General features: G+C 64.1%; 25 protein-coding genes. 17 read left to right on the top strand and 8 right to left on the bottom strand.

Annotated elements, in window-relative coordinates; all coding sequences use genetic code 11:
• The first annotated feature begins 11 nt into the window (after positions 1 to 11).
• The 4 genes from CEJ45_RS20470 to CEJ45_RS20460 all read left to right on the top strand — a co-directional run bounded on the left by CEJ45_RS20470 (position 12) and on the right by CEJ45_RS20460 (position 3,563).
• Positions 12 to 833: a MetQ/NlpA family ABC transporter substrate-binding protein gene (locus tag CEJ45_RS20470; protein WP_088756923.1), complete on the top strand. Its 822-nt coding sequence runs from the start codon at positions 12 to 14 to the stop codon at positions 831 to 833.
• Between the two features lie 150 nt (positions 834 to 983).
• The gene (locus CEJ45_RS24855) at positions 984 to 1,133 is read left to right on the top strand and encodes a hypothetical protein (protein WP_158214934.1); all 150 of its coding nucleotides are present in this window, start codon (positions 984 to 986) and stop codon (positions 1,131 to 1,133) included.
• 138 nt (positions 1,134 to 1,271) lie between these two features.
• A complete protein-coding gene (locus CEJ45_RS20465) occupies positions 1,272 to 2,204 on the top strand; it encodes a DMT family transporter (RefSeq protein ID WP_088756974.1) in 933 nt (310 codons plus the stop codon).
• Between the two features lie 12 nt (positions 2,205 to 2,216).
• Entirely contained in the window at positions 2,217 to 3,563 is a 1,347-nt protein-coding gene (locus CEJ45_RS20460; RefSeq protein WP_088756922.1) for a DUF2863 family protein, read from the top strand.
• 9 nt (positions 3,564 to 3,572) lie between these two features.
• Here CEJ45_RS20460 and CEJ45_RS20455 read toward each other — a convergent pair whose 3' ends face one another.
• Positions 3,573 to 3,899, bottom strand: a complete 327-nt coding sequence (locus tag CEJ45_RS20455) for a hypothetical protein (protein ID WP_088756921.1) — start codon at positions 3,897 to 3,899, stop codon at positions 3,573 to 3,575.
• Between the two features lie 414 nt (positions 3,900 to 4,313).
• Between CEJ45_RS20455 and CEJ45_RS20450 the strand changes: the two genes are divergently transcribed.
• Entirely contained in the window at positions 4,314 to 5,159 is an 846-nt protein-coding gene (locus tag CEJ45_RS20450; protein WP_088756920.1) for a transporter substrate-binding domain-containing protein, read from the top strand.
• Positions 5,160 to 5,262: 103 nt separating this feature from the next.
• Here the strand turns inward: CEJ45_RS20450 and CEJ45_RS20445 are convergent, their stop codons facing one another.
• Positions 5,263 to 5,640: a PIN domain-containing protein gene (locus CEJ45_RS20445; RefSeq protein ID WP_338152878.1), complete on the bottom strand. Its 378-nt coding sequence runs from the start codon at positions 5,638 to 5,640 to the stop codon at positions 5,263 to 5,265.
• Between the two features lie 617 nt (positions 5,641 to 6,257).
• Between CEJ45_RS20445 and CEJ45_RS20440 the strand changes: the two genes are divergently transcribed.
• Both CEJ45_RS20440 and CEJ45_RS20435 read left to right on the top strand, forming a co-directional pair.
• On the top strand, positions 6,258 to 7,409 hold the full coding sequence (locus CEJ45_RS20440) for a sigma-54-dependent Fis family transcriptional regulator (protein WP_088756918.1): 1,152 nt from the start codon (positions 6,258 to 6,260) through the stop codon (positions 7,407 to 7,409).
• Positions 7,410 to 7,493: 84 nt separating this feature from the next.
• The gene (locus tag CEJ45_RS20435) at positions 7,494 to 9,296 is read left to right on the top strand and encodes an NAD(P)/FAD-dependent oxidoreductase (protein WP_088756917.1); all 1,803 of its coding nucleotides are present in this window, start codon (positions 7,494 to 7,496) and stop codon (positions 9,294 to 9,296) included.
• Between the two features lie 117 nt (positions 9,297 to 9,413).
• Here the strand turns inward: CEJ45_RS20435 and CEJ45_RS20430 are convergent, their stop codons facing one another.
• Together CEJ45_RS20430 and CEJ45_RS20425 are read right to left on the bottom strand one after the other, a co-directional pair.
• Positions 9,414 to 10,187 (bottom strand): amino acid ABC transporter ATP-binding protein, encoded by a 774-nt coding sequence (locus tag CEJ45_RS20430; protein ID WP_088756916.1) that lies wholly within the window; start codon positions 10,185 to 10,187, stop codon positions 9,414 to 9,416.
• A gap of 10 nt (positions 10,188 to 10,197) precedes the next feature.
• Complete coding sequence (locus tag CEJ45_RS20425; protein WP_008333808.1) at positions 10,198 to 10,863, bottom strand: amino acid ABC transporter permease; 666 nt, start codon at positions 10,861 to 10,863, stop codon at positions 10,198 to 10,200.
• Between the two features lie 355 nt (positions 10,864 to 11,218).
• Here CEJ45_RS20425 and CEJ45_RS20415 point away from each other — a divergent pair, with 355 nt between their 5' ends.
• The gene (locus tag CEJ45_RS20415; RefSeq protein WP_088756914.1) at positions 11,219 to 12,016 is read left to right on the top strand and encodes an SDR family NAD(P)-dependent oxidoreductase; all 798 of its coding nucleotides are present in this window, start codon (positions 11,219 to 11,221) and stop codon (positions 12,014 to 12,016) included.
• Positions 12,017 to 12,084: 68 nt separating this feature from the next.
• Positions 12,085 to 13,350, top strand: a complete 1,266-nt coding sequence (locus CEJ45_RS20410) for a D-amino acid dehydrogenase (RefSeq protein WP_088756913.1) — start codon at positions 12,085 to 12,087, stop codon at positions 13,348 to 13,350.
• A gap of 15 nt (positions 13,351 to 13,365) precedes the next feature.
• On the opposite strand, the gene CEJ45_RS20405 is transcribed toward CEJ45_RS20410, so the two are convergent.
• On the bottom strand, positions 13,366 to 13,818 hold the full coding sequence (locus tag CEJ45_RS20405) for a hypothetical protein (protein WP_088756912.1): 453 nt from the start codon (positions 13,816 to 13,818) through the stop codon (positions 13,366 to 13,368).
• A 250-nt stretch (positions 13,819 to 14,068) separates the two neighbouring features.
• Here CEJ45_RS20405 and CEJ45_RS20400 point away from each other — a divergent pair, with 250 nt between their 5' ends.
• Positions 14,069 to 14,644: a cell division protein FtsI gene (locus CEJ45_RS20400; protein ID WP_088756911.1), complete on the top strand. Its 576-nt coding sequence runs from the start codon at positions 14,069 to 14,071 to the stop codon at positions 14,642 to 14,644.
• Positions 14,645 to 14,793: 149 nt separating this feature from the next.
• Here CEJ45_RS20400 and CEJ45_RS20395 read toward each other — a convergent pair whose 3' ends face one another.
• A complete protein-coding gene (locus tag CEJ45_RS20395) occupies positions 14,794 to 15,471 on the bottom strand; it encodes a flagellar basal body L-ring protein FlgH (RefSeq protein ID WP_088756910.1) in 678 nt (225 codons plus the stop codon).
• Between the two features lie 367 nt (positions 15,472 to 15,838).
• Between CEJ45_RS20395 and folE the strand changes: the two genes are divergently transcribed.
• A complete protein-coding gene (folE, locus tag CEJ45_RS20390; protein WP_088756909.1) occupies positions 15,839 to 16,582 on the top strand; it encodes a GTP cyclohydrolase I in 744 nt (247 codons plus the stop codon).
• A gap of 2 nt (positions 16,583 to 16,584) precedes the next feature.
• Complete coding sequence (locus tag CEJ45_RS20385; RefSeq protein ID WP_088756908.1) at positions 16,585 to 17,010, top strand: BLUF domain-containing protein; 426 nt, start codon at positions 16,585 to 16,587, stop codon at positions 17,008 to 17,010.
• Between the two features lie 80 nt (positions 17,011 to 17,090).
• Here the strand turns inward: CEJ45_RS20385 and CEJ45_RS20380 are convergent, their stop codons facing one another.
• A complete protein-coding gene (locus tag CEJ45_RS20380; RefSeq protein WP_088756907.1) occupies positions 17,091 to 18,344 on the bottom strand; it encodes an HD-GYP domain-containing protein in 1,254 nt (417 codons plus the stop codon).
• Positions 18,345 to 18,670: 326 nt separating this feature from the next.
• Positions 18,671 to 20,098, bottom strand: a complete 1,428-nt coding sequence (locus CEJ45_RS20375) for an MFS transporter (RefSeq protein WP_088756906.1) — start codon at positions 20,096 to 20,098, stop codon at positions 18,671 to 18,673.
• 248 nt (positions 20,099 to 20,346) lie between these two features.
• Between CEJ45_RS20375 and CEJ45_RS20370 the strand changes: the two genes are divergently transcribed.
• The 5 genes from CEJ45_RS20370 (at position 20,347) to CEJ45_RS20350 (ending at position 25,811) form a co-directional block, all read left to right on the top strand.
• Positions 20,347 to 21,591, top strand: a complete 1,245-nt coding sequence (locus CEJ45_RS20370; protein ID WP_088756905.1) for an ArgE/DapE family deacylase — start codon at positions 20,347 to 20,349, stop codon at positions 21,589 to 21,591.
• A 217-nt stretch (positions 21,592 to 21,808) separates the two neighbouring features.
• On the top strand, positions 21,809 to 23,287 hold the full coding sequence (locus tag CEJ45_RS20365; RefSeq protein ID WP_088756904.1) for a HAMP domain-containing sensor histidine kinase: 1,479 nt from the start codon (positions 21,809 to 21,811) through the stop codon (positions 23,285 to 23,287).
• Entirely contained in the window at positions 23,277 to 23,780 is a 504-nt protein-coding gene (locus tag CEJ45_RS20360) for a hypothetical protein (protein ID WP_088756903.1), read from the top strand. The genes CEJ45_RS20365 and CEJ45_RS20360 overlap by 11 nt, the downstream gene beginning before the upstream one ends.
• A 71-nt stretch (positions 23,781 to 23,851) precedes the next feature.
• Positions 23,852 to 25,234: a sigma 54-interacting transcriptional regulator gene (locus tag CEJ45_RS20355; protein ID WP_088756902.1), complete on the top strand. Its 1,383-nt coding sequence runs from the start codon at positions 23,852 to 23,854 to the stop codon at positions 25,232 to 25,234.
• Between the two features lie 232 nt (positions 25,235 to 25,466).
• Positions 25,467 to 25,811 (top strand): BON domain-containing protein, encoded by a 345-nt coding sequence (locus CEJ45_RS20350; protein WP_088756973.1) that lies wholly within the window; start codon positions 25,467 to 25,469, stop codon positions 25,809 to 25,811.
• Positions 25,812 to 26,241 lie beyond the last annotated feature (430 nt).

The following is a 26,241-nucleotide window of genomic DNA, read 5'->3' as shown; positions in this document are numbered from 1 at the left end:
CGGGGAAAACAATGAAATCGTTCGTCACCAACTGGCTTTCTGGCCTTGCCATGGGCGTGCTGGCCAGCGCCACCATCACGGTCCAGGCCGCCACCGACCAGGTGATCCGCGTGGGCGTGACCAGTGGTCCGCATGCGCAGATCTTCGAGCAGGCACGCCGCGTCTTCGAGCGTGACAATCCTGGCTACAAGGTCAAGATCATCGAATTCAACGACTACATCCAGCCCAATGCGGCGCTGGACGCAGGCGAGCTCGATGCCAACAGCTACCAGCATCGTCCCTTCCTCAATGCGCAGATCAAGGCGCGCGGCTACAAGCTCTATGCCGAAGGCAAGACCATGATCGGGCCCATGGCGATCTATTCGCGCAAGTATCGCAAGCTGGACGATGTGCCGGTGGGGGCCAGGATCGGCATTCCCAATGATCCGGCCAACGAGAGCCGCGTGCTGCTGCTGTTGCAGAAGCAGGGCATCATCAAGCTGCGCGAGGGCATCGATCCGCTGACCGGCACCAATGCCACGCCCATCGACATCACCGAGAATCCGAAGAAGTGGAAGTTCGTCGAAATCGACGCCGCGCAATTGCCGCGCACGCTCGATGACCTGGATGCCTCGGCCATCAATGCCGACTATGCATCCAAGGCCGGCTTCAATCCCGCGCGCGACAGCCTGCTCGTGGAAAGCGGCGACAGCCCCTATGCCTGCCTGATCGCCGTGCGCGACAAGGACCGCGCGCAGCCTTGGCTGGGCAGGCTGGTGCAGGCGTATCAGTCACCGGAGGTGAAGCGGTATATCGAGACGGAGTTCAAGGGGGGGATTTTGGCGGCTTGGTGAGTGCGATCGTTATTGCCGGACGTTGATTTGTTTTGATGGCGCGGCAAAAGTTTTTGAAGCGCGTCAACGTCGAGAGCGCGGCCCTTATAGTGAAGTCCCGGCGCATGTCCGCATGCGGCCGGTTCAACGTTCACGAGAGGGAATTCGCTCATGTCATTTTTCCGCAAGCTCTGGCAGGATCTTAAAAACGGCGAAATGCATGCCGGTGCGCTGGTGGCTGAGCTTGGCACTATTGGGTTCGTATTGCTGCTTCTGCTGTTGAGCGGTGTCAAAAAGCTCATCGAGACTTTCTGGCAGTGACCTCGCCGCATTTGTCTTTTCCACAGGGCTGCACGCCCTCATCCGGTTCACTTCGTTCGAGCAGGTAAAATGCTGGCTCCATTCACCGGAGCCAGCGTCGTCCATGCCGCCGGCCTCGACACGATATCCGAACCGAACATGAGCTACACCCCCAGCCGCCCGATGGGCTATGGCTGCCTGATCCTGAGCATGTCCCTGGTCGGCGCCTACGTCGCGCTGACCAAGCCGCTGGCGGCGCTGCTGCCGGTATTCCTGCTGGCCTGGCTGCGCTTCGGCATCGGCGCGGTCGCCATGCTGCGCTGGCTGAAGAAACCGGCCGATGAAAAGCCGCTCTCCACGCAGTCGCGCTGGCTGGTCTTCCTCGAATCCTTCCTCGGCAATTTCCTCTTCACGCTCTGCATGATTACCGGCGTATCCATGACCAATGCGGTCTCGGCGGGCGTGATCATGTCCTCCATTCCGGCGGTGGTGGCGGTGATGAGCTGGGTCTTCCTCAAGGAAAAAATCAGCCTGCGCGTCTGGGGCGCGGTGGCCTGCGGCGCCATCGGCATCGGCTTGCTGTCGCTGGCCAAGGACAGCCATGGCGCGGCCGCCGCCACCGGCTCACAGACCGCTTGGCTGGGCAACGTGCTGGTGTTCTGCGCCGTGTTGTGCGAGGCCGCCTATGCCGTCATCGGCAAGAAGCTGACCACGGTCCTCACGCCCAAGCGCATCAGCGCCGTCATCAACCTGTGGGGCCTGCTGCTGATGACCCCCATGGGCTTGTACACCGCACTGCAATTCAATTTCTCCACCGTGCCGGTCAACATCTGGCTGCTGCTGGTGTTCTATGCCCTGGCCGCCAGCGTCTGGACCGTGTGGCTGTGGATGACGGGATTGAAGGTGGTCCCGGCTGCACGTGCAGGCGTCTTTACCGTGATGCTGCCGGTCTCGGCCGCCGTGGTCGGGGTGCTGGCGCTGGGTGAGAGCCTCTCGGCCCTGCAGGCCGGCGCCTTCGCCGTGGCCCTGGCCGGGATGCTCCTGGCCACGCTGCCGGGCCGCAATACCGCCGAAAAATTACCGCTGAACTGAGCGAGGAAAAAAATGAATCAAGCCAAACGCCCCTCCGGCAAACCACATTCCCCCGGCCCCAAGAAAGCCGCCCCCGGCCACGCCAAGCCAGCCGCGAAGGCGGGCCCCAAGCCCGCTCCCGCCGGCCCGGCACGCGACAAGCCCAAGACCCACGTCTCCACTGAAGCCGCCCGCCGTCGCCAGCACCAGGCGCATGCTGCCTCGCAGAGCCTGGATGAAGATGAACTGCGCGTGCAGCAGATGGTGGCGCTGGCCAGTGCCGTGGCCGCCGATGCGCCGGACCGTGCAGGCCGCCGTGTCGGCCAGGATGAACTGGAACGCATGGTGCGCAATACCCTGCGCGAGCGCGATGACGACACCCTCTATGAAGCGCTGGAACAGCTGCGCTACGACGATCCGCGCGGCCATGGCTTCCTGCGTGAAGTGGTGGAAGAGGGCGCCGACATCATCGTGCTGCGCCGGGGCGAGAAGGAGCTGGAAATCAATGCCTTCCTGATCCCCTTGCTGGCCCGTACACGCGGTGGCCTGCGCGAGGAGCAGGCCCTGGCCGATGGCGATGCCTTCGACACACTGCGCGAGAGCATCCAGAAGGCCGGACTGGAAAGCCCCAAGGCGCGCGTGGTGCTGGTGCACCACCTCTACCACCCGGAAGAGATCAACGCCTTGAGCTTCAGTGAAGTGGAGGCCATGAACCGCGATGCCTTCGCCTCGCTGACCGACAAGAAGATCCTGAGCGTGCCGGCCATCGAGCGCAGCATGCGCGGCTGGCCGGCCAGCCATTTCGCCCCCGACGATGAGGCGCTGGAACTGCGCTTCCTGCTGGGTTTTTCGCTCAAGGATGTGGATGATCCCTTCTACGCGATTCCGCAGGAGGAAGCCGCCGCCGATGCTTACTTCGAAGCACGCGCGCAGCGCTTCCGCCAGTGGAGCGAAGAGATCACGCCATTGATGCAGCAATGCCTGACCGGGCAATCCGGCGAGGTTGCGCAGTGCCAGTTGCACTTCCTGTACCAGGATCTGTTCCATGGGGCCAAGCACACCGGCAATGGCGAATACCGCACCTTGCAGATGCTCTCCGAACTGGAGGCCGGCCTGGCGCAATCCGGTGCGCAGGCAACTGAGGCCAGCGCCTTCCTCGCGCTGGTGGACGAGGACGACGAGACCACCCTGCAGGTCGTGCTGCGCAATGCGCAAGCCACGCTGGCGCGCTCTGAACATCTGGTCGAGGGCGATCTGCAGGCGGTGCTGTTCGATGCCGCCGATGCGGTGGCCTCGCTGGGCGTGACCGCTGTGCGCCTGGCCGATGGCTTTGATGCGGATGGGCAGCCGCTGCGGGCGCGCGATCTGCCGGCGGCCTGACCTGCGCGTTCAGTCCAGCAGCGCCTGCAGGCTCGTTCCCGCAGGCTGGCAGCGGAAAATCAACTCGACCTGCATCGGTCGCCAGCCACGGATGAGCTGGCGCAGGTCGGCCTGCATCTGCTGCTTGCCGCAGAAGGCGGTGGCTTTTTCGCGGGCTGCCGAGGTCAGGGCAGGGATCGACATGGTGTAGCTCACCCCCGTGGCCGAGACCGTGTAGAGATCGTCGCGGCCAGCGCTGACTTCGCTGAAGTTGGCGCAGCCACCCAGGGCGGCGGCTCCGAGGCAGGCGGCGACCAGGCTGCCCCGACGGCGATGATGATGAAGTTGAGTGCGCATGAGATCCCCCGTTGTGCTCGTGACGCGTGCCGTCGGCAGAATTGCCCTGCGGCATCAATGCGACAGCGCAAGCCTACGCGCAGCCTGGCCGCCGTTGGAGGTGGCTTACCCGGTTTTACCCGGATGGCGTGGCTGTAAAAAAATCTTCAATGAGGCTCGTTAAAGAGGGGCAGCTGTCAATTTTCGTACAGGCGTGTCGGGGCGACGCTACTTCACGTGAACAGTAAATAATTTCCTGCCTGCTGGGAGGCAAGGGCATGCGGCTCCCCGTGCCTGGTATTTGCCTGCGCGAGCCGCTGGCGGCTGGGCTAAAATCATTGACGCCGTCCGGCTCGGGCCGGGCTGCAGACCACGTGTGCCATGCTGCCGATCACAGTGCAGCGGCGCCATCCGCCAAATCAGGGAGAACCGAGAATGACCAACCGTCGCAGTTTCATCACCGGCGTGGCCGGCCTTGCCGCCGCTACTGCCATCCCCAATGTCTTCGCCCAGGCCGCCGCTGCGACCGGCTCCACGGAACCGACCCTGGCCCGCGTGCAGCGGACCAAGACCCTGCGCATCGGTGCCGTGCGCGGTGCCGCACCGTACTACAACAAGGACCTGGCCAGCGGCGAGTGGGGCGGCTTCATGATCGATTTCGCCAAGAGCCTGGCGGCCAGCCTGAACGTGAAACTGGACATCACCGAGACCACCTGGGGCAACTCGGTGCTGGACCTGCAGACGCACAAGATCGACCTGTTCTTCGGCATGAACCCGACCCCGGCGCGCCGCGAGGTGATCGGCTTCACCGAGCCACTGTTCCTCAATGCCTTCACGATCGTCTCCAAGAAGGAATTCAAGACCTGGGCCGACCTGAACAAGCCGGAAGTGAAGATCGCCGTGGACATCGGTTCCTCGCACGACCAGATGATCAGCCGCGTCTGTCCCAACGCCACCATCGTGCGCCTGGAAAAGGCCGACGATGCCACCCTGGCGCTGCAGACCGGCCGTGTCGATGCGCAGGTGCTGGTGTGGCTGCTGGCCCTGAACATCCTCAAGAAGAATCCTTCGCTGGGCAAGATGACCGTACCGCAGCCGCTGGAAGCAACCTCCACCAACATCGGCGTGCCCAAGGAAGAGGACAAGGCCTGGGTCGAGACCATCAACAAGTGGATCGTCGCAGAGCGCGCTGCCGGCAAGATCAAGCCGACCGTGCTGGGCAACCTGCAGAAGCTCTCCGGGGTGAAGCCTGAGGATGTGCCGGCGCAGATTCCGCTGTAATGGCGGTTGGCCCGATCGGCCCCGCTGCAAGCAAGGAAAACCCGCACGGCATTGCCAGTGCGGGTTTTTTATTGGCGGGTCGGAGGGCGCTTGTGGGCAGAATTCAGTTGCCCAGCAAACGCATGCCGGCGGTTCTGGCGGCCTTGCGATCAAAGGTCAGCGTATCGCTGCATCCAGCCTGGTAGCCGTTGCGTTCGATCAGGCAATCCGCAAATCCTGCTGTTGATTCAGCGAAGCGGTGCAGAGCCTGCAATGCGCTTTCGGCGTTTTCCACAATGATTTCAGGCGCCAGCAGGAGCCTCTCGATGATGCGCACCAATTGGGGTTTGCGCACCTTGTAGGCAGCATCCAGCACCCATACCAATTCTGCCAGGGCGATCTGGGAGAGGAAGCCCGGATGCTGTTCGTCCAGCGATTCGATCAGTGTCGTGGCTTGCGCTGACTGCAGCGGATGGTCTTGGGCGAAGTAGCGGGCCAGCACATTGGTATCCAATCCGATCATCGCGCTGCCCCGCCTCGTTGGGTGATGGCGCGCTCCATTTCCTCCAGGGACACGGTACGCTGCGGCGACCGTACGCACCCCTTGAGTGCAAGGATGGATCCTGAAGGGACACCACGACTGGCTGGTGAAGGGGATTGCGACCGGGGCTCGGCCGCGATGGCTTGCTTGTTTTTCGCAGTGGACTCAAGTACGTGGGGAGCGATGGCTGCGGTAGGCACGGTGAACCTCCAGTCAGGGGAAAGGGGAGAGCCGCGAAGTTGCCAGATGCCCTCTCCGAAGTCGAGGCCATGACGAATTTTTGCAGGAGAGTCTCGATTTTCTGCGGCGTCTCTCTCGCCCGGTGATTGGCGAAACCGGGCCTGCGGGAGCGGCCATCCATGCGACAAGCCGCTGTCGCCATCCCGCCATCGACACCTGGGCGATTGGCCCCGTCGCTCCTTGAGACAAGCGTCTCACCATCCCCCGATGCTGCGCCGCAGGACAACTCCCCGCGCACGCTGTGCTACAACATCACCCATCGCTTCACCGTCGTCTGCGCCCTGGTCCGCATTGATGCCAAGGGATCTGCGCAGTATCGTCCAGCCAGGAGCCCCCCCATGCCCTTCGTTGCGAAAGTCAGCCATCTCGACCGCGTGCGCCGCCTGCTCGACGGCCAGCCTGATCCTGCCGCCAGTCCCTACCTGCAACGGCTGAGCTCATCCTACCTGCGGTCGCTGGACCAGCACCACCTGGACCCGGCCGACATGCGCGGCCCGCGCGTGCTGAGCTCGGGCGAGCTGCGCCAGGTACAGCAGGGCGAGGAAGATTTCCTGCGGGCATCCGGCCAATGCCTGTCGATGCTGCACCAGACCGTGCGCGAAGCCGATTACTGCGTGATGCTCACCAATGCCGGCGGTACCACCATCGACTATCGCGTGGACCGCGAGCGCCGGCATGACTTCAAGCGCGCCGGTCTCTACCTCGGCTCCTGCTGGTCCGAGAGCGAAGAGGGAACCTGCGGGGTGGCCGCCGTGCTGCAGGACGCCTTGCCGATCACGGTCCACAAGAGCGATCACTTCCGCGCCGCCTTCACCACGCTGACCTGCAGCGCCGCGCCCATCTTCTCACCGTCGGGCGAGCTGATCGGCGTCCTCGATGCCTCGGCGATACGCTCGCCCGATGCACGCGACAGCCAGAACCTGGTCAACCGCATCGTCCTGCAAAGTGCCACCCTGATCGAGGACGGCTATTTCCTCAATGCGATGGCCTGCGCCTGGGTGCTGCTGGTGCACCGCAGCCGCCATTATGTGGAAGCGCAACCGGAAATCCTCATCGCCTTCGATGCCCTTGGCAACATCATCGCCGCCAATCGCCGGGCGCGCGAATGCATTGCGGGATTGCAGCAACTGCCGCGCCCCATGGGCGAGATCTTCGACCTGCACTTCGAAGGCCTGCTCGACAGCCGTGCCCTGCAAGGCTTGCACCTGCTGCGCCTGCATGGCGGTGCCACGCTCTATGGCCGGGTCCGCGCACCGGTCTCGCGTGCGGTGCGTCCGGCCCGCGCGCATGCAGCCGGGACGCAGGCGCCAGCGGGCAGCGAGAGCCAGGCCATCCAGGCCGATGAACGCCAGGAGCGCGACCAGATCGTCGCCGCCCTGACCGAATGCAAATGGCGTGCGCCGCACGCCGCCCAATTGCTGGGCATGTCACGCGCCACGCTGTACCGGCGCATGGCGCGCTACCGCATCCTGCCGCCGCATCGACGTTAGCGCTGCAGGCTTCACCCAGGCGGTCAAAGAACCGCCACCCCCATCCAACCACGAGATCTATTGTCGAGATAGAGGAGACTTGTCATGCCCGAAGAAACCCCCAGCCAGTCCATCGCCCACACGCTGGAAACCCTGCAGGCCGCCCTGCGCGAAGGCAATGCCGCCAAGGCCGCCGCCCTGTTCGAGGAGGATGGCTACTGGCGCGACCTGATCGCCTTCACCTGGAACATCAAGACCCTGGAAGGTCGCGAGCAGATCCGCGCCATGCTGCAATCGCAAGTGCCGCAGCTGGGACCGATACAGCTGCGCCTGGATCCGGATGAGACGCCATCGCAAGCCGATGGCGTGACCCAGGGCTGGATCCTGCTGGAGACCGGCATCGCCCGCGGCAAGGGCTACCTGCGCCTGCGCGACGGCAAGATCTGGACCCTGCTGACCACCGCCGCCGAACTGAAGGGCCACGAAGAGCCCAAGGGCGTGAACCGCCCGCGCGGGGCGGTGCATGGCGTGCATACGCAGCGCCGTACCTGGAAGGAAGAGCGCGAAGCGGAGGCGCGCGAACTGGGCTACCAGCAGCAACCGTACTGCCTCATCATCGGCGGCGGGCAGGGCGGCATTGCGCTGGGTGCGCGGCTGCGCCAGCTGGGTGTGCCCACCATCATCATCGAACGCAACGCGCGCGCCGGCGACAGCTGGCGCAAGCGCTACAAGTCGCTGTGCCTGCATGATCCGGTGTGGTACGACCATCTGCCCTACATTCCCTTCCCCGAGAACTGGCCCGTCTTCGCGCCCAAGGACAAGATCGGCGACTGGCTGGAGATGTATGCCAAGGTGATGGAGCTGAACTACTGGGGTTCCACCGTCTGCAAGTCCGCCAGCTTCGACGAGAGCACGCAGAAGTGGACCGTCGTGGTCGAGCGCGAAGGCCGGGAAGTCGTGCTGCAGCCGACCCAGCTGGTGCTGGCCACCGGCATGTCGGGCAAGCCCAATGTGCCGCAGTTTCCCGGAGCGGAAAATTTCCAAGGCGATCAGCATCACTCCTCGCGCCATCCCGGCCCCGATCCTTATCGCGGCAAGAAGGTGGTGGTGGTCGGCTCCAACAATTCGGCACACGACATCTGCGCGGCACTCTGGGAGAACGGCGTGGACGTGACCATGCTGCAGCGTTCGTCCACCCACATCGTCAAGTCCGATTCGTTGATGGAACTGGCCCTCGGTGATCTCTATTCGGAGCGCGCGGTGGCCAGCGGCCTCACGACCGGCAAGGCCGACCTGCTGTTTGCGTCGATCCCCTACAAGGTCTTGCCGTCCATGCAGAAGCAGGTGTTCGACAAGATCCGCGAGCGCGATGCGGACTTCTACCGGCGGCTCGAAGAGGCCGGCTTCCTGCTCGATTTCGGCGACGACGATTCGGGCCTGTTCATGAAATACCTGCGGCGCGGCTCCGGCTACTACATTGACGTGGGTGCCTCCGAGCTGATCGCCGACGGCAAGATCCGCCTCAAGAGCGGCGTCGACGTCAAGGAGATCCGCGCGCACTCCATCCTGCTCTCCGATGGCAGTGAATTGCCGGCCGACGTGATCGTCTATGCCACCGGTTACGGCTCCATGAATGGCTGGGCTGCCGACCTGATCTCGCACGAGGTGGCCGACAAGGTCGGCAAGTGCTGGGGACTGGGATCGGCTACCACCAAGGATCCGGGACCCTGGGAAGGCGAGCAGCGCAACATGTGGAAGCCCACGCAGCAACCAGCGCTGTGGTTCCATGGCGGCAACCTGCACCAGTCGCGCCACTATTCGCTGTATCTGGCGCTGCAGTTGAAGGCGCGCATGGAGGGCATTGCGACACCGGTGTATGGCTTGCAGGAGGTGCACCATCTCCGGTAAGGCCTGCAGCTGAGTCCGGTAAAAAAAATGGCGCGCAGGGAAATCTGCGCGCCAATTTTTCGTCCGGCTGAAATGCTGCTGTCAGCCCGGGTTCAATGCGATGTCCATCGCTCCCGGTCAGGCATTGAAACGGGCCAGGAAAGCCTGCGTCGCGGCCTCCCGCGGATTGTCGATCACCTGCGACGGCGGGCCGGCTTCGACCACCACGCCATCGCGCATGAACACCACCTGGTCCGCCACTTCACGGGCGAAGGCGATCTCGTGCGTGACCAGGATCATGGTCATGCCATCGGCGGCCAGGCCGCGGATCACGTTGAGCACTTCGCCGACCAGCTCCGGGTCCAGCGCCGAGGTTGCTTCATCGAACAGCATCACGTCCGGCTGCATGGCCAGCGCGCGGGCGATGGCGATGCGCTGCTTCTGGCCACCGGAGAGCTTCTGTGGATACATGTCGGCGCGGTCCGACAGGCCCACCTTCTGCAGCAGCGCCATGGCCTTGGCGCGCGCTTCGGCCTTGGGCGTGCGCAGCACGGTGACCATGCCTTCCATCACGTTTTCCACGGCCGTCATGTGCGGGAACAGGTTGAAGTGCTGGAACACCATGCCGGTGCGCGCCCGGAAGGCGGCCAGCTCGCGGTCCTTGGGCAGGCGCGACTTGCGCCCGCTGAATTCGAAGTGGCGCTCGCCGATGCGCACCGTGCCCAGGTCAGGCACGGTCAGCAGGTTCAGGCAGCGCAGCAGCGTGGACTTGCCCGAGCCCGAGGGACCGATCATGGCCACGACGCTGCCACGGGGCACGGCGATGGAAATGTCCTTGAGCACCACGTGCTCGCCAAAGGCCTTCTTGAGATTGCTGATCTGGATCATCGCGTCCGAGTGTTGGTTGTTCATCGTGATCTCCTCAACCGTGCTGGACCGACAGGCGGTTTTCCAGGCGCTTGGCCCAGATGGTGGCCGGCAGCAGGATCACGAAGTAGATGATGGCCACCAGGGTGTAGATCTCCAGCGGACGATAGGTTTCGTGGGCGATGATCTGGCCCTGGTAGAGCAGGTCCGGCACGGCCAGCACCGACAGCAGCGAGGTGTTCTTCAACTGCATGATGGACTGGTTCACCAGCGGCGGTGTCATGCGCTTGAAGGCCTGCGGCAGGATCACGCGCTTCATCAGCTGGAAACGCGTCATGCCCAGTGCCCAGCCCGCTTCGGACTGGCCGACATCGATGGAGACGATGCCGCCGCGAATGATCTCGGAATAGAAGGCACCGCCATAGAGCGCCAGCGACAGCATGGCCGCCGTGCCGGCCGACATCTCGATGCCCAGCAGCACCGGCAGCGCATAGTAGAACCACACCAGCTGCACCAGCACCGGCGTGCAGCGGAACACTTCGACGAAGGCGCGCAGCGGGCCGGAGATGAAGGGGTTCGACGACAGCCGGCCCAGGCCGACCACCAGGCCCACCAGGAGGCCCAGCGCAATACAGGCCACGGTGTAGGAGAGGGTATAGACGAAGCCGATTCCGATGATGCTCCTGAATTGCCAGAGCGAGCCGAAGTCCCATTGATACATCTGCGATTTTCCTTGGTTGCCAATTGCATGAGCCCGGGGAGGGCAGGGTGTGCTGCGCATGCACGAACCATGCCCTGTTCATCCGGGACACTTGCGCGCCGGGTGCCGGGAGGAGGGAGGACATGGGAAGAACTGCCCGCGCATGGATTGCAAGCGATTGCAACCGACGCTGCGGCGTGCCGCGAACCCGGCCATTGTAAAGGAGAACGCCTGGAGCACGAACTGAACAAAACGTCTCATCATGCGCCGGGAACCCCCGTAGATGCGGGCTTTGGCTAAAATGACGGGATTGCGCAAGTGAAGTGTTTTGCCAAATTCCCGGTCAGCGGGAACGCGCTGTTTCACCTTTTGGATCATGAACCCGTCCCCTTTTCCTTCCCTTCCTGCTGCCACTCCACCCCATTGCGGGCGTGTCATCCTCATCACCGGTGCCGCGCGCGGCATCGGTGCGGCGGTGGCCTTGAGCGTGGCCTCACCCGATGCCGCCCTGGTCCTGCATGCCCGCACCGAGTCGCCGGAGCTGCAGGCGGTGGCGCAGCAATGCCGCGCGCAGGGCGCACAGTGTACGCTGGCGCTGGGCGACCTGGCCGATCCGCACACCGCAGCGCAGTTGCGCGACACGGCGCTCACGCACTACGGCAGGCTCGATGCGCTGGTGGCCAATGCCGGCTTTGCCGATCGCAAGCGCATCGGCGAACTCGCTGATGCGGACTGGTCGCGCTCGCTCGATGCGCTCCTGGGTGGCTTCTTCCGCCTGATCACCGCCTGCCGCGCGCCGTTGGAGGCCAGCGGGCAGGGCCGCGTGGTGGCGGTGAGCTCGTTCGTGGCGCATGTGTTCCGCCTGGGCGAATCGGGCTTTCCGGCGTCGGCAGCGGCCAAGGCCGGCATCGAGGCGCTGGTGAAATCGCTGGCGGTGCAGGTGGCCGCGGCCGGCGTGACGGTCAACGCGGTAGCGCCCGGCTACGTTCAGAAAAGTGACCCGGCCAAGTCGGCCATCGACCCGGCCGCCTGGCAGGCGGCGCTGGCGCGTATCCCGCTGCAGCGCCTGGGACAGCCGCAAGAGATCGCCAACGTGATCGCCTTCCTCCTGAGCCCGGCCGCTTCCTACGTCACCGGACAGGTGTGGCATGTGGATGGCGGACTCACCCTGTAATGCGCAAACGATTCAAATAATTTAAATCATTTATATCATTTATATTTTTCGGAAGTTGAACTGAGACCATGCGCATCATCGTGCTGGGCGCCGGCATCGTCGGCGTCACCACTGCTTATTTCCTCCGCGAACGCGGCCACGAGGTGGTTGTGGTGGAGCGTCGCGCCGAGGTGGCCGCCGAGACCAGCGTCGGCAATGCCGGCCATGTCTGCCCCTCGTATGCCACGCCGTGGGCGGCGCCGGGCATGCCGGCCAAGTCGCTGAAGTGGTCGGTGCAGAGCTGGCTGGGCATCGAGGCGGCCTTGCGCTTCACGCCGCGCCTGGATGCGCACCAGTGGAAGTGGCTCAAGACTTTCCTGGCGCAATGCACGCCCGAGCGCTATGCCGTCAACAAGGCGCGCATGGGGCGCCTGGCGCGCTACAGCCACAGCCAGCTCAAGCAGATCCGCGAACGTCTGGACATCCGCTACGAACAGACCACCGGCGGCAACCTGCAATTGTTCCGCACCCAGGAAGGACTGGACAACGCCGGGCTGTCGACCCAGGTATTGGCCGAAGCCGGTGTGCCCTACGAGCTGCTCGATGCCGATGGCTGCGTGGCATTCGATCCGGGCCTGCATGCGGCCCGCCACGAATTGAAGGGCGGCCTGCTGCTGCCCATGGATGAGACCGGCAATTGCCCGCTCTTTGCGCGGGCCCTGGCAGGATGGCTGCAGGCCCATGGGGTGGAGTTCCACTTGTCCACAGAGGTGCAGGCCATCGAGGTGGCCGGTGGCCAGGTCAGCGGCTTGCGCACGCCCACCGGCACCTTGCGTGCCGATGCCTACGTGGTCGCTTGCGCCAGTGCGTCAGTGCCCATGCTGAAACCCCTGGGCCTGGACCTCCCGATCTATCCGGTCAAGGGCTATGCCATCACGGTACCGGTGGCCGATCCCAAGAGCGCGCCGCGCAGTGGCGTCATGGACGAGTACTACAAGGTTGCCATCACCCGCATGGGCAATTCCATCCGTGCGGCCGGCACCGCCGAGATCGGCAGCTGGGATACGCGTGTGACCCCGCGCGATTGCGCCACTGCCCTGAAGTCGCTGAAGAATCTTTATCCACAGGGCGCCGACCTGGCCAAGGTCGAGTACTGGGCCGGACTGCGCCCGATGACACCGGATGGCGCACCGCTCATCGGCGCCACCCGCTACGCCAACCTGTGGCTCAACGCCGGCCATGGCTCCAATGGCTGGACCACGGCCTGCGGTTCCTCGGCCATCATCGCCGACAAGATCTCGGGCGTGGCCAGCGCCATCGACAGCGCCGACCTGGAACCGCAGCGCTCATTCTGAAGGCCGTGCGCTTGATCAGCGCTCAAACAGCGCATCCACGTTGGCGCCATTGCTGAAGCTGCTCACGGCCCAGCCGGCGGGGGCCTTGTAGAAGATGAACATCCAGGGAATGGCCTGGCGTTCGGTCTTTTCGATATAGGTCAGCTTGAGCAGCGATTCCCCCACTTTTTCAGAGCGGATGAATTCGTAGCCGACCGAATTGCCGACCAGCGCTTCGATGGCCATGCGCGCGCTGCGTGCATTGGTGCGCGCCCCCTCGAAGGCGCGGATGTCCACCAGCGCATAAGGGGAGAGCAGGCCGTAGGCGTCATCGGTGCGGCCGGCGCCGGCCTGGGCCATGACCTTGTCGGCCAGGGCGCGTACTTCGGTTTCGGACTTGAGGGTGTCGGCGTGGGCGGGCTGCAGCAGGCCGGTGAATGCGACAGCGGCCAGCGAAGCCAGCAGTGAACGGAGGGTGAGCGAGGGCATGGAAGTCTCCTTGTAAGGCAGCACACAAATTGGCACAGGCGCCTATTGTGCCAGCACTGCGCCAGTCTTCCACCGGGTCTGCCGGTGCGCCGCGTACACGCCTGTTAAGCGTGCGCAGGGTCAGCGTAAATCAAGGTAAAACGATCCTGAAGCAGCAACAGGCGCCGCTATGATGGGCAGCCTGCAATCCCGGCCACCTGCGCCATGCGGGGATCGTGAAAGCCAAGGGATTGCGCTCGGGGAGAGCATCATGCGCACCATCATCATCGCCACCTTGCTGGCTTCATCGCTGTCGGGCTGCATCGTCACTTCCGGCAATGCCCTGGTCGACGCCGTGGGACTGGTCGGGTCCACCGCCTCCAGCGTGCGCGCGATGACGCCCAATTCGGTCCAGAATCCCATCGTCTACAGCAAGGATCCGATCCACGAGGTCTGCATCGAGTGGAACGGTTCGGTGGCGCTGAGCGACTTCGTGCCCGGCCTGCAGGGCGAGCTGCAGAAGCACGGCGTGCAAAGCCGCGTCTACGATGCCGGCACCCAGTCCCTGGCCTGCCCGGTGACGTTGAGCTATGTGGGCTACGTCAAGTGGGATACCAAGGTCTTCACCGATGCCTATACCCCCTATCTCACCTATGCCGCGCTGACCCTGCGCCGCGAGGGACGCGTACTGGGGACGGCGCAGTACCGGCTGGGTTCCTTCGGCCAGGACAAGTGGGCCAGCGCCGGCGACAAGCTGGCGCCGCTGGTCGATGCGCTCTTCCCCGGCAACCCGCAGGTGGCGGACAACTCTCCGGGCAACATGCGCAGTGCGGCCAACGGATTTTGAACACCGGGGGTGGTATTGCACCCTTGCGCTATCCCTGGCCCAATGAACAACGGCAAGCCCCAGGCTTGCCGTTGTCGTTTCTGGCGGGCCGTCTTCGCGTGCGCAGCGCCGACGCCATTACCCGTTCACCCGTTCACCCGATCATCCGATCACCAGATGGTCAGCAGGCGCCGGAAGAAATTGCCATCGCTGCTGGCGTCGGCAATGGAGCCGCCACCGACCTGTTCCAGGCGCGCATCGGCCACGTTGGAGGAGGCCACGATGCCGCCGCGGATGTCGCGCGTGCGCACCACGCCCGAGAAGCGCAGGGTGTTGGTGTTGCCGTTGACGCCGATGCGCTTTTCGCCGGCCACCACCAGGTTGCGGTTGGGCAGCACTTCGACGATGGAGACCATCAGCGTGCCGCTCATGGTGTTGGTATTGCTGCTGTCGCCGGAACCCTTGAAGGTATTGCTGCCGCTGGCCGAATAATTGGCGTTGTAGAGTTGCGTGAACAGTCCGCCCAGCGGCGCGCCCGAGCCCGGTCCCTGTTGCGAGAGCGTGGTGTCGCGGCTGTTGGTGGTGGCAGCCTTGTTGCTGCTGCTGATGGATTCGGAGATGTCGATCTTGATGATGTCGCCGACGTTGTAGGTGGTCGGTTCCTCGAACAGCTGGGCGCTGGAGACGCGGAAGATGGCGCCATTGTTTTCCACGTTGGCCACCTGGTAGGCCGGCCGCACGCTGGTGGGCCCGGTGACCATGGGCGCCGGGCTGCTGCAGGCCGACAGCAGGGCCGATAGCGATGCGGCCAGTGCGCAGGCACCGGCAAGGCGATACTGGAATGTCATGCTGCTCCCCCGATGGCGGCCAGGCTGGATGCCGGGCGGCGCGTGCAGGGATGATGGCCGCTGGCGGCGTAAGCAGCGGTTAGGCCCGTGTAAAGTGCGGCAAACAATCATCAATGGCGGTTAAGTCGTATGCCTGGCAGCATTAAGCGCAGGTTAATGCTGGATCGAACCAGCATTAAATACCGGTGAGCCCGGCCGATTTCGCCTGCCGCGTGTCACCGCCGTGGATGGCACACCACAGCCGCGCTGTTGTGATCGCTTTGACTCGGGCTTGACGCTGGTTTGCCCTCAATGCGTCGGCGTTTTTCCGTGCATAATGGCGCCACCCCCAACTCAGCGGTCCCGCTTGGCGTGACTGCCCTCCATCATGGCAACAGACAAGAACCAGGCCGCACCCAGCGCCGAGATTGCAGCGCCCAGCGTGCATGACCAGCTGGTATCGTCCCGCATCCGCCAGCGCATCAAGGCGGCCGGCGTGCGTTTCCACGCCAACGACAATATCGCCGCCTTCATCAAGGAAGGCGAACTGGAGCAATTGCAGGCCGAAGTGCAGTCCAAGCTGGCCGCGGTGCTGGAGAGCCTGGTGATCGACGTCGAGAGCGATCACAACACCCAGGACACCGCCAAGCGCGTGGCCAAGATGTACTTGAACGAAGTCTTCAAGGGCCGCTACCAGGCCGCGCCTCCGGTGACCGAGTTTCCCAATATCGAGCGCCTGAACGAACTGATGATCGTGGGCCCGATCACGGTACGCAGCGCCTGCTCGCACCACCTGTGCCCGATCATGGGCAAGGTGTGGGTGGGTGTGATGCCCAATGAGCATTCCAACCTGATCGGCCTGTCCAAGTACGCGCGCCTGCTGGAATGGATCATGAGCCGCCCGCAGATCCAGGAAGAGGCGGTCTCCCAGGCCGCTGACCTGCTGATGCAGAAGCTGCAGCCCGATGGCCTGGCCATCGTCATGGAAGCGGATCACTTCTGCATGCACTGGCGCGGCGTCAAGGATGTGGAGTCGAAGATGATCAACAGCGTCATGCGCGGCTCCTTCCTGCGTGACGCCAACCTGCGCCGTGAATTCCTGGCGCTGATTTCCCAACGTCAACGAGGTTAATCATGCTGGTTCGTCTGATCTATGCAAGCCGCTCGCGCGAGACCATTACCCACGACACCATCGAGGGCATCCTCGCGGCATCGCGCCAGCGCAATCCGCAGCAGGGCATCACCGGCGTGCTGTGCTACAGCGACACGACCTTCGTGCAGGTGCTCGAAGGCGGGCGTGACCAGGTCAATCGCCTGTATGGCCGCCTGCTGCGTGATGACCGCCACCAGGACGTGATCCTGCTGGCCTATGAATCGATCGACGAGCGCCAGTATTCCTCCTGGACCATGGGCAAGATCCGCCTGGACAAGATCAACCGCTCGCTGTTGCTGAAGTATTCGGTCACGGGTGAGCTCAATCCCTACGATGTTTCCTGCTGTTCCACCGTGGCGCTGTTGAATGAGCTGGCCTCGACGGCGGCCTTCGCGCAACGTGACTGATCCTGCCAGACCGGATCGGCAGCAGATGTGAAAACGGCGCCCCAGGGCGCCGTTCTTGTTTGCGCTGGTGCAGGCTGCGCTTACTGCAGGTCGATGCCGGGCACGTTGCGGATACCCCATTTGGCCGGATCGGCATAGGCCACGATCTTGTCGCTGCCCCGGGCCAGGTCGATGATTTCCGGCTTGAGCGGCATGCGGCTGGTGGTGGAGTAGAACACTTTGATGCGCGGGTTGAGCAGGTGCTCCGGGCGCTGGTCCACCACAACGCCCAGGCGGCCCGATTGCAGGATCACGCAGGAACCCGTCGGGTAGATGCCGATGGCCTTGACGAAGGCTTCCATGGTGATCGGATCGAAGTGCCCGGCGCTGGCGGCCATGTGGCGGATGGAGCGGGCCGGATCCCAGCCGGCCTTGTAGGGACGGTTGGAGGTGATGGCGTCGTAGACGTCGCATACCGCACCCATCTTGGCCATGATGGAAATGCTGTCGGCCTTGAGGTTGAAGGGGTAGCCGCTACCGTCGATCTTTTCGTGATGGTGCAGCGAGACGTCCAGCGCGGCTTCGCCGATGCCCTCGATCTGCTGGAGGATGCCGTGGCCCTGCACGGTGTGCGAGCGCACCGAGGCAAATTCCTCTTCGGTCAGCTTGGCCGGTTTGTTGAGGATGTCCAGCGGCACGGCCATCTTGCCCACATCGTGCAGCAGCCCGGCCATGCCGGCCTGCTTGATCTGTTCTTGCGTCATGCCGAGCTGGTTGGCCAGCGAGATCATCATGGCGCACACCGCGACCGAATGCATGTAAGTGTAGTCGTCGGTGGTCTTCAGGCGCGCCAGGCTGATCAAGGCATCGGCATTGCGCGAGACCGAGGAGGTGATCTCGGTCACCAGTTCGGCCGCATCCTTGACGTCGACCGTCTTGCCCATGCGCGCTTCGGAGAACATGTTGAGCACGGTGGACTTGGAGGATGAAATGATTCGCGCGGCGCGCTCGCGTTCCACCGCAGTCTCGGTGCGCGTGGCCGGCTTGCGCACGGCCACCGTGGCGCTGGCGCCCTCGTGGGCGATGGCGATCCCGGCGGGAGGGGCGGCTTCATCGTGCTCGCCCTCGTCGTCTTCGTCGGCCTCGTCGTCGATCTCGTGTTCGGGCGCAATGTCGCGGCCCTTGGCCGTGTCGATGGTGACTTCTTCGACCGGGCACTCGCGCAGCGTCTGCAGGTCTTCCAGCGTCTCGATCTTGAAGGATTTGCGCCAGAAAGGATGATTGATCCATCCGCCGGGGATGGAATGGACGTACATGCCCAAACGTAATTGGGTCAAGGCGATGGATTTCAACATATCGAATTCAGGTCTGAGCCTGTCGCTGGTTTCCGTACTGAAAGCGGTTCGATTTCCCTGATGAAATGGACGCCTGTTCTCCGGAGGAAGAGGTCCAGGGATGGTCCGTGAACATCTTCCGACTGACGAGCTATCGTAACAGAATGGCATCGGTTTTACGCGCCTTGTCGTCGTCTTGCCGAGGATTTTTACCTGTCGGCGCGAGGAAGTTTATGTGCGGAAAATGTTTGATCTGAAGATCGTTGCAAAACTGGCGTCTTGCCGAGACAGGCAGCCACCGCCTGAGAATCCGGGCGACGGTGGCTGTGAGGAATGGTGAGAAAAACTTACTTTTTTGATGGCGGGGCGTAAGGGTTGCTGGTGAGCAAACGCAGGAAGCTGGCAATGCAGGCCACGCCGGCAAATGCTGCACCGAAACCGAGGGCAAAGCGTGAGCCCTGGGTCTCTGACAAGTTGAAGCACAGCGCCACCAACGAAGCGCCCACGCTCTGGCCCAGCAGGCGCGCGGTGGCCACGATGCCGGAGGCGCCGCCGCTGCGGTGGGGCGGTGCGCTGGTCATGAGCGCCTTCAGGTTGGGCGACTGGAAGAAACCGAATCCCATGCCGCAGAGCAGCATGCGCCAGCTGATCTCCCAAACGGTGGGCGCAGCCGGCATGAAGGTCATCGACAGCAAGCCCGCACACAAGAGCGCCAGGCCGACACCGCCGAGGATGCCGACCGGATAGCGGTCCGAGAGCCGTCCGGCGATCGGCGCCATGATGGCCACGGCGACCGGCCAGGGCGTCATGAGCAGGCCGATCTCGACCTGGCTGCGACCCAGGTCATGGTGGAAGAAGAAGGGCAGGGAGACGAAGGCCAGGCCCTGTGCCGCGAAGGAACACACGGCGGTGATGGTCGAGAGCGTGAACATGGGATGGCGGAACAAGTCCACCGGCAGCATCGGTGCCGGGTGCGACAGTTCGCGCTTGAGCAGGAACAGTCCGCAGAGCAGGGCGGCGGCCAGTTCCAGCCCGACCACCTGGGCCTCGGCCTGGTGCGCACCTTCGCCGATGGCCAGGATCAGCAGGCCGAAGGCGGCGGCGTTGAGCACGGCACTGCGCAGGTCGAAGGCGTGCGAGGACAGCGCGGTGTGCGGCAGCGAGGGCAGGGCCAGGATGACGGCGGCCACACCCAGCGGCACGTTGACCGCAAACAGCCACGGCCAGGGCGCAATGGCGAGGATGCCCGAGGCCACCGAGGGCCCGACCGTGAAGGCGATGGCCACGATGAGCGTATTCAGGCCCACGCCACGCCCGAGCGAGCGGGTGGGGTAGATGAAGCGGATCAGCGCGGTATTGACGCTCATGATGCCGGCCCCGCCCAGTCCCTGCAGGAAACGCGCCATCACCAGCGTGGGCAGTGACCAGGCCACCGCGCACAGCAGCGAGGCGGCGGTAAAGAGCACCAGTCCCCAGATATAGATGCGGCGGTAGCCGATGATTTCACCGAGCGCCGCCAGCGGCAGCAACGCCACCATCATCGCCAGCTGATAGGCGGTGACGATCCATACCGAGGCGGCCGGGGTGGTGTTGAGGTCCAATGCCATGGCCGGCAGGGCAGTGTTGGCAATGGCGGTATCGAGGGTGGCCAGGCCCACGGCGATGCCCAGCGCCAGGATGGCGCGCCCGCGCTGTTCGGGCGGCAAGCCCTCGCCGGCGATGACGATGTGGTGGGCGGGATCGGAAGGGCCGGGAGTGGAAGGCTGCGATGACATGGGGTCGTAGGGTTCTGGCGTAGCAAGCGTGCTGGTGCAAGGCAGGCAAGGCCGCCGGTGGCGCCGCCGCCGCTTGTTGTCGTGGTTGTCTTGGAGGTCCGGGACTGCGCGCGGCCCCGCAGGGCAGCGCCGGTCAATGATAGCGGGGAACGTGCGACTACGCAGGAGGCGGCCATGTGCCGGGCGGCTGCGCTATGATGGCGGTTTGCGCCAGCGCGGCTGGCGACTTTGATCACGGAGTGGCAAGCATGTCCAAACAGCAGTTCTCGGAGCGCCTGTGCGCATGGATCGATCAGCATTTCGAGGAAGAGGTCGCGGTCCTGCAGCAGTTGATCCGCATCCCCACCGATACCCCGCCCGGCAACAACGCCCCGCACGCCGATGCGGTCGCCGAGCTGGTGCAGTCCTGGGGCTGGCAGGCCGAGAAGCACGCAGTGCCCGCCGAGCAGGTGCGCGACTACGGCATGCAGAGCATCACCAACCTGATCGTGCGTCGTCCCTATGGCGACGGCGGCCCGACTCTGGCGCTCAACGCCCACGGCGACGTGGTGCCGCCGGGCGAAGGCTGGACCCATGATCCGTATGGCGGCGAAGTGGCCGATGGCCGCATCTATGGCCGTGCTGCTGCAGTCTCCAAGAGCGACTTCGCCAGCTACATCTTCGCCACCCGCGCGCTGGAGTCGCTGGGCGCCGCACTGCGCGGTGCCGTCGAGCTGCACTTTACCTATGACGAGGAATTCGGCGGCGTGCTCGGCCCGGGCTGGCTGCTGGAACAGAAGCTGACCCGCCCGGATTACGTGCTGGCAGCCGGCTTCAGCTACAACGTGGTGACCGCCCACAATGCCTGCCTGCAGTTCGAGGTGACCGTGCATGGACGCGCTACCCACGGCTCCATGCCCGAGACCGGCCATGATGCCCTGCAGGCGGCCAATGCCATCCTCAATGCGATCTATGGCGCCTTGCCGGGATTGAAGGACATCCGCTCCTCCATCCCCGGCATCAGCCATCCGACCATGATCGTCGGCCGCATCGATGGCGGCACCAATACCAACGTGGTGCCGGGCAAGGTGGTGCTGAAGATGGACCGCCGCATGATTCCCGAGGAAGATCCGGCGCAGGTCGAAGCCGGCGTGCGCAAGCTGATCGAAGACGCAGTGGCCGGCCTGCCGGGCATCCGCGTGGAGATCCGTCGCCTGCTGCTGGCGCGCGCGCTGCGCCCGCTGCCCGGACACGAGAAGCTGGTGGACAGCCTGCTGCGCAATGCCCGGCAGGTCATGGGCGAGACCCTCACCACCAATGGCTCGGCGCTCTATACCGATGCCCGCCTGTATGGCGAGGCCGGTATTCCGGTGGTGCTGTTCGGTGCCGGTCCGCGCACCCTCATGGAATCCAATGCCAAGCAGGCCGATGAGAACCTGGCGCTGGATGATCTCAAGAAGGCCACCAAGGTGGTCGCGCTGATGCTGCTGGATTTCCTCGGCCCGCAGGACTGAGGGCGGCGCGAGCCAGGCGCGCCGGCGGAAATCTTGGCCGGCTGCGCCTGCAGGATTGCCGTGTGGAAATACGGCCGCATCGCAGGCCGCGCCACAAATGATTACAATGTGTGCCCGCGACAGCGTGGCCGACGTTTCCTGTCGGCATGTTCCGGGCCGGAGGGCTGTGCTGCCATCCGGATAACCAAGCAAGCCTTGTGGGACCGAGATCAATCGCATGTTCAACGCCATCGAGCACACTCATCCGCCCCAGTCGCCGGCCGGCCGCAAGCCCGGCTATCTTGGCCTGTCGTTCCGGCAATTGCTGCTGGCCGCCTTCCTGCTGATTGCCGCGCTCCTGAGCGGCACCTCCATTCACGCCCTGTTCACGCTGGACCGCATGTCGGCCAACAGCCGCGAGACCGCGCGCCAGGCGGTGCAACTGACCGAATCCGCACAGCGCCTGGCCGAGCGCACCGTGGCCATGGAGCGCAGTGCGCGCCAGTACCTGGTGCTGGATGACCCTGCCTTCCATGACCGCTTCACCGAGGCGCGCGAGCAGGCGCGCCAGGCCGTGGGCGAATTGTCGGATTCGCTGCCCATGGCGCCGCGCGAGCTCTTCAGCCAGTGGGGTGTGTATGTGGATGAAGCCGCCGGCGTGCTGGAGGGCGAGGCGCGCAAGGACAAGGGCGAGCAGGCCCGCTTGTTCCAGGACTTCGCGCGCCTGCCCGCACTCAACGAACGCATCGCGCTGGAGAGCCGGCGCGAGGTGGATCGTCGCAACAATGCGCTGTCGGCGGCGCTGGAGCAGCAACGCCAGCTACTCACCGCCCAGGTGGTCGGCGCCATCGTGCTGGCGGTCTTGCTGGCCTTCTGCTTCGGGCTGTGGCTGTCGCGCCCGATGGCGCGGCTGGAACAGGCCATCGGCCGGCTGGGTGACAACCGCTTTGACCAGCCTATCGACGTGCGCGGCCCGGCCGATATCCGCCGCCTGGGCCAGCAGCTGGACTGGCTGCGTCAGCGCCTGGCCGACCTGGAGGCTGAGAAGTCGCGCTTCCTGCGCCACGTCTCCCATGAATTGAAGACCCCGCTGGCCGCGCTGTGCGAAGGCGCGGCCTTGCTGGATGACGGCGTGGCCGGGCAACTGACCGACAACCAGCGCGAGATCGCCCGCATCCTGCGCCAGAATACCCAGTCGCTGCAGACCCAGATCGAGGACCTGCTGCGCTATAACGAAGTATCCTTCGATGCCCAACGCATCCATCCCGTACCGGTGGACCTGCGCGCGCTGCTGCACAAGGTCGTCGACGACCAGCGCCTGCAATGGCTGGCGCGCGAGCTGAAGGTGGAGATCGAGGGGGCGGCCCGGACCGTGGTGGTCGATCCCGAGAAGATGGCCATCGTGCTGGCCAATTTGCTGTCCAATGCCGTGCGCTTCAGCCCCCAGGGCGGTTTCATCCGCTTTCTGCTCACCGAGGCACCGGGCATGGTCCGCGTGGAATGCCTGGACCAGGGGCCGGGCGTGGCGCCGACCGACGCCGCACGCATCTTCGAACCCTTCTACCAGGGCTTGCACCAGCCCTCCGGTGCCCGCCGTGGCAATGGTATCGGCCTGTCCGTGGTGCGCGAGTACGTGCAGGCGCACAGCGGCAAGGTCTATCTGGTCCCGCGTGAGGGCGGGGCGCATTTCCGAATCGAGTTGCCTGATGAAAAATAAGATCCTGATCCTGGTGGGCTCCCTCGTGCTGGCCGCCTGCGTGGGGCCGCAGCCGTCCGCGCCGACCTCCACCATCCAGCTGGTCCAGTCCACCAGCAACATCGATGAGCTGCTGGCCTACAACGTCCAGTTGCGCAAGATGACGCCGGCCGAACTGGGCCGCGAACTGCAGCGCATCAACACCTATCCGGCCGGTCCGGCCACCAACGTGCGCCGCGCCATGGCGCTGTCCCTGACGCGCGACGCCATCGACCTGGCCAAGGCCGAAGCCCAGCTATGGAACGTCATGGCCGATCGCAGCGTCGAAGCGGAGAAGCTCAAGCCTCTGGTGCAGTTGTTGGTTGGACATTATTCCGACCTGCGCCGCGTAGCCGACAGTGCCGAGAAGTCCTCGGTGCAACTGAAGGAAGCGCAGCGCAAGGTCGATCAGCTCAACGACAAACTGGAAGCGCTCAAGAACATCGAACGGACCCTGCCGGCTGGCGGCAAGTAATTTCACTCCCCGACGACCGGGGAGGCCGCCATCGGGTCGGGCCCGTTCCCTTTATTGGAACTGGAGTCCCGATGGGAAAGACTGCCCCCCTGATGCTGGTCGACGATGATCCCGACCTGTTGCGATTGCTCACACTGCGCCTCAACGCCAGCGGCTACCGCATCCTGGCCGTGGAAAGCGCCGAGGCCGCCCTGGCCCAGCTGGCCATTGCGTTGCCGGCGCTGGTGATCACCGATGTGCGCCTGCCCGGCATGGATGGGCTGGCGCTGTTTGCCGAGATCCGCAGCCGTTATCCGGCCTTGCCGGTGATCCTCCTCACCGCGCACGGCACCATTCCCGATGCCGTCGAGGCCACCACCCAGGGCGCGTTCGCCTATCTCACCAAGCCGTTTGACGGGCATGTGCTGCTCGACAAGGTGGCCCAGGCGCTGAGCCTGTCCGCTCCCGCCCAGGAGGCGCCGGACGAAGCCTGGCGCGCCGACATCATCAGCCGCAGCCAGCGCGTCGATGAGCTGCTGGCCGAGGCGCGGCTGGTGGCGGCCTCCGATGCCAGCATCCTTATCCGCGGCGACAGCGGCACCGGCAAGGAATTGCTGGCCCGCGCCATCCATCGCGCCAGTCCGCGTGCCGACAAGCCCTTCATTGCCGTCAATTGCGGCGCCATTCCGGAGCAGTTGCTGGAGTCCGAACTGTTCGGCCATGTGAAAGGCGCATTTACGGGCGCTGTAGAGCATCGTGAAGGTTTGTTCCAGGCGGCGGAGGGCGGCACCCTGTTTCTCGATGAAATCGGCGATATGCCGCTGGCCTTGCAGGTCAAGCTGTTGCGGGTACTGCAGGAAAAGAGCGTGCGCCAGGTCGGCGCCAACCTGGCCGCCGAGGTGGACGTCCGGGTGATTTCGGCCACGCACCGCGACCTGGAGGTGGCCATGAACGAAGGCCACTTCCGCGCGGACCTGTATTACCGCCTCAATGTGGTCACCCTCAGCCTGCCGCCGTTGGAAGAGCGGCGCGAGGATATCGCCCTGCTGGCCAATCATTTCTTGAAGTCCATTGCCGCCAAGTATCCAAAACGATTGACCGGGTTTGCGCCCGATGCGCTGGAAGTCTTGAGCCTGGCCCATTGGCCGGGCAATGTGCGCCAGCTTTATAACGTGGTGGAGCAGGTGTGTGCGCTGTCGACGGCACCGCTGATCCCGGCTTCCCTGGTCCAGCGCGCCCTGCGCGTGCCGACGCTGGATCTGCTGCGCTATGCCGAGGCCAAGCAGAAGTTCGAGCGGGATTACCTGGTGCGCTTGTTGAAGTTGACCGATGGCAATGTGTCCGATGCGGCCCGGCTGGCCGACCGCAACCGCACCGAGTTCTACCGGCTGCTGCAGAAGAATGGCCTGGACCCGCGCCGCTTCCGGGGAGGGGAAGAGCCCGTCGTGCTGGAACGACAGGACGGAGTCGTTTGAAATCAAGGACTTGCGAGCAGCAGGGATACACGTTGTCGGGCGAGGCCGACGGAAATGGCGTTTTTGTTTGCTCATCCATGGCCTGACGGCCCGTGGTGTCCGCTGTAAGTCATTGATTTCATTGGGGAGTTGAAGGGGTGGCACGTCCTTTGCGATAGGGTATGCCAGCGTTGCCTATATATATGAAGCGTTGGGCAATACCAGGATCACCCCATTGAACAAGGAGAACGCCATGAATACATCTTCACTCGCAGCGCGATTGCTGGCAGCCGCCATCACGATGGCCGCTGCCGCCCCAGCCGTCCACGCCGCGGATGCGGGCAGCGCCAGTGCGCCGTCTGCCCAGAAGGCAGGCGCTTATATAGACGACTCGGTCATTACCGCCAAGGTGAAGGCGGCGCTGGTGGAGGACAAGCAGATTTCTTCCATGAAGATCAAGGTCAGCACCAAGGATGGGGTGGTGACACTGAAGGGTTCCGTGCCCAGTGCGGAACTGGGTCAGCATGCCTTGCAGCTGGTCGCCGGCATCGAGGGCGTGCGGGATGTGAAGAGCGACCTTACCGTCAAGGCAGGTTGAGCAGCATCTTCAGAATGGAACAATATTCGCTAATTATTTGAATCATTTGTAGCAGTAAAAGAGAAACCGGGCCGTCCCGTCAGGGATGGCCCGGTTTCTCTTTGTTTTTGGCTGAGCTTGCCAATACCGCTGTACGCCAAGCTGGGCAAGGCTTTGCGGGGTAGGGTAGGCGGCTGGGAAACTATCCTTCTAAATTATTTTCGATTATTTTTCAAAAAGTACTTGCGCGGTGGATGGGGCGTTGCTATAGTTCGCCCCCTGCTGACGCGACACACGAAGCGAAGTTGAAAAACAGAGCGACGGATGTCGGCGAAGCGAAGAGGTGTGAAGCAGGTTGTAAGGCGTTTTAAATGGAAGTAGTCAAAGCGGAAGTTAAGCGAGACGAAAAAATTTAAAACGAATCGCAAAAAAGTAGTTGACGCGATAAACA

Origin of the sequence: Herbaspirillum aquaticum, from assembly GCF_002213425.1 — a bacterium.
In the GTDB taxonomy this organism is placed as follows: Bacteria; Pseudomonadota; Gammaproteobacteria; order Burkholderiales; family Burkholderiaceae_D; genus Herbaspirillum; species Herbaspirillum aquaticum.
Note: the sequence above shows the minus strand (reverse complement) of the source record. Positions and strands in the feature narration are given on the sequence as shown.

Bases quoted from the DNA above. Each gene is read 5' to 3' on its own strand.
- CEJ45_RS20405 (WP_088756912.1), bottom strand. From the start codon at position 13,818: ATGCCCTCGCTCACCCTCCGTTCACTGCTGGCTTCGCTGGCCGCTGTC.
- CEJ45_RS20440 (WP_088756918.1), top strand. From the start codon at position 6,258: ATGCCCTTCGTTGCGAAAGTCAGCCATCTCGACCGCGTGCGCCGCCTG.
- CEJ45_RS20460 (WP_088756922.1), top strand. From the start codon at position 2,217: ATGAATCAAGCCAAACGCCCCTCCGGCAAACCACATTCCCCCGGCCCC.
- CEJ45_RS20415 (WP_088756914.1), top strand. From the start codon at position 11,219: ATGAACCCGTCCCCTTTTCCTTCCCTTCCTGCTGCCACTCCACCCCAT.
- CEJ45_RS20380 (WP_088756907.1), bottom strand. From the start codon at position 18,344: ATGTTGAAATCCATCGCCTTGACCCAATTACGTTTGGGCATGTACGTC.
- CEJ45_RS20450 (WP_088756920.1), top strand. From the start codon at position 4,314: ATGACCAACCGTCGCAGTTTCATCACCGGCGTGGCCGGCCTTGCCGCC.
- CEJ45_RS20385 (WP_088756908.1), top strand. From the start codon at position 16,585: ATGCTGGTTCGTCTGATCTATGCAAGCCGCTCGCGCGAGACCATTACC.
- CEJ45_RS20465 (WP_088756974.1), top strand. From the start codon at position 1,272: ATGAGCTACACCCCCAGCCGCCCGATGGGCTATGGCTGCCTGATCCTG.
- CEJ45_RS20355 (WP_088756902.1), top strand. From the start codon at position 23,852: ATGGGAAAGACTGCCCCCCTGATGCTGGTCGACGATGATCCCGACCTG.
- CEJ45_RS20435 (WP_088756917.1), top strand. From the start codon at position 7,494: ATGCCCGAAGAAACCCCCAGCCAGTCCATCGCCCACACGCTGGAAACC.
- CEJ45_RS20350 (WP_088756973.1), top strand. From the start codon at position 25,467: ATGAATACATCTTCACTCGCAGCGCGATTGCTGGCAGCCGCCATCACG.
- CEJ45_RS20410 (WP_088756913.1), top strand. From the start codon at position 12,085: ATGCGCATCATCGTGCTGGGCGCCGGCATCGTCGGCGTCACCACTGCT.
- folE (WP_088756909.1), top strand. From the start codon at position 15,839: ATGGCAACAGACAAGAACCAGGCCGCACCCAGCGCCGAGATTGCAGCG.
- CEJ45_RS20430 (WP_088756916.1), bottom strand. From the start codon at position 10,187: ATGAACAACCAACACTCGGACGCGATGATCCAGATCAGCAATCTCAAG.
- CEJ45_RS20395 (WP_088756910.1), bottom strand. From the start codon at position 15,471: ATGACATTCCAGTATCGCCTTGCCGGTGCCTGCGCACTGGCCGCATCG.
- CEJ45_RS20360 (WP_088756903.1), top strand. From the start codon at position 23,277: ATGAAAAATAAGATCCTGATCCTGGTGGGCTCCCTCGTGCTGGCCGCC.
- CEJ45_RS20375 (WP_088756906.1), bottom strand. From the start codon at position 20,098: ATGTCATCGCAGCCTTCCACTCCCGGCCCTTCCGATCCCGCCCACCAC.
- CEJ45_RS20370 (WP_088756905.1), top strand. From the start codon at position 20,347: ATGTCCAAACAGCAGTTCTCGGAGCGCCTGTGCGCATGGATCGATCAG.
- CEJ45_RS20455 (WP_088756921.1), bottom strand. From the start codon at position 3,899: ATGCGCACTCAACTTCATCATCATCGCCGTCGGGGCAGCCTGGTCGCC.
- CEJ45_RS20365 (WP_088756904.1), top strand. From the start codon at position 21,809: ATGTTCAACGCCATCGAGCACACTCATCCGCCCCAGTCGCCGGCCGGC.
- CEJ45_RS20470 (WP_088756923.1), top strand. From the start codon at position 12: ATGAAATCGTTCGTCACCAACTGGCTTTCTGGCCTTGCCATGGGCGTG.
- CEJ45_RS20400 (WP_088756911.1), top strand. From the start codon at position 14,069: ATGCGCACCATCATCATCGCCACCTTGCTGGCTTCATCGCTGTCGGGC.
- CEJ45_RS20425 (WP_008333808.1), bottom strand. From the start codon at position 10,863: ATGTATCAATGGGACTTCGGCTCGCTCTGGCAATTCAGGAGCATCATC.
- CEJ45_RS24855 (WP_158214934.1), top strand. From the start codon at position 984: ATGTCATTTTTCCGCAAGCTCTGGCAGGATCTTAAAAACGGCGAAATG.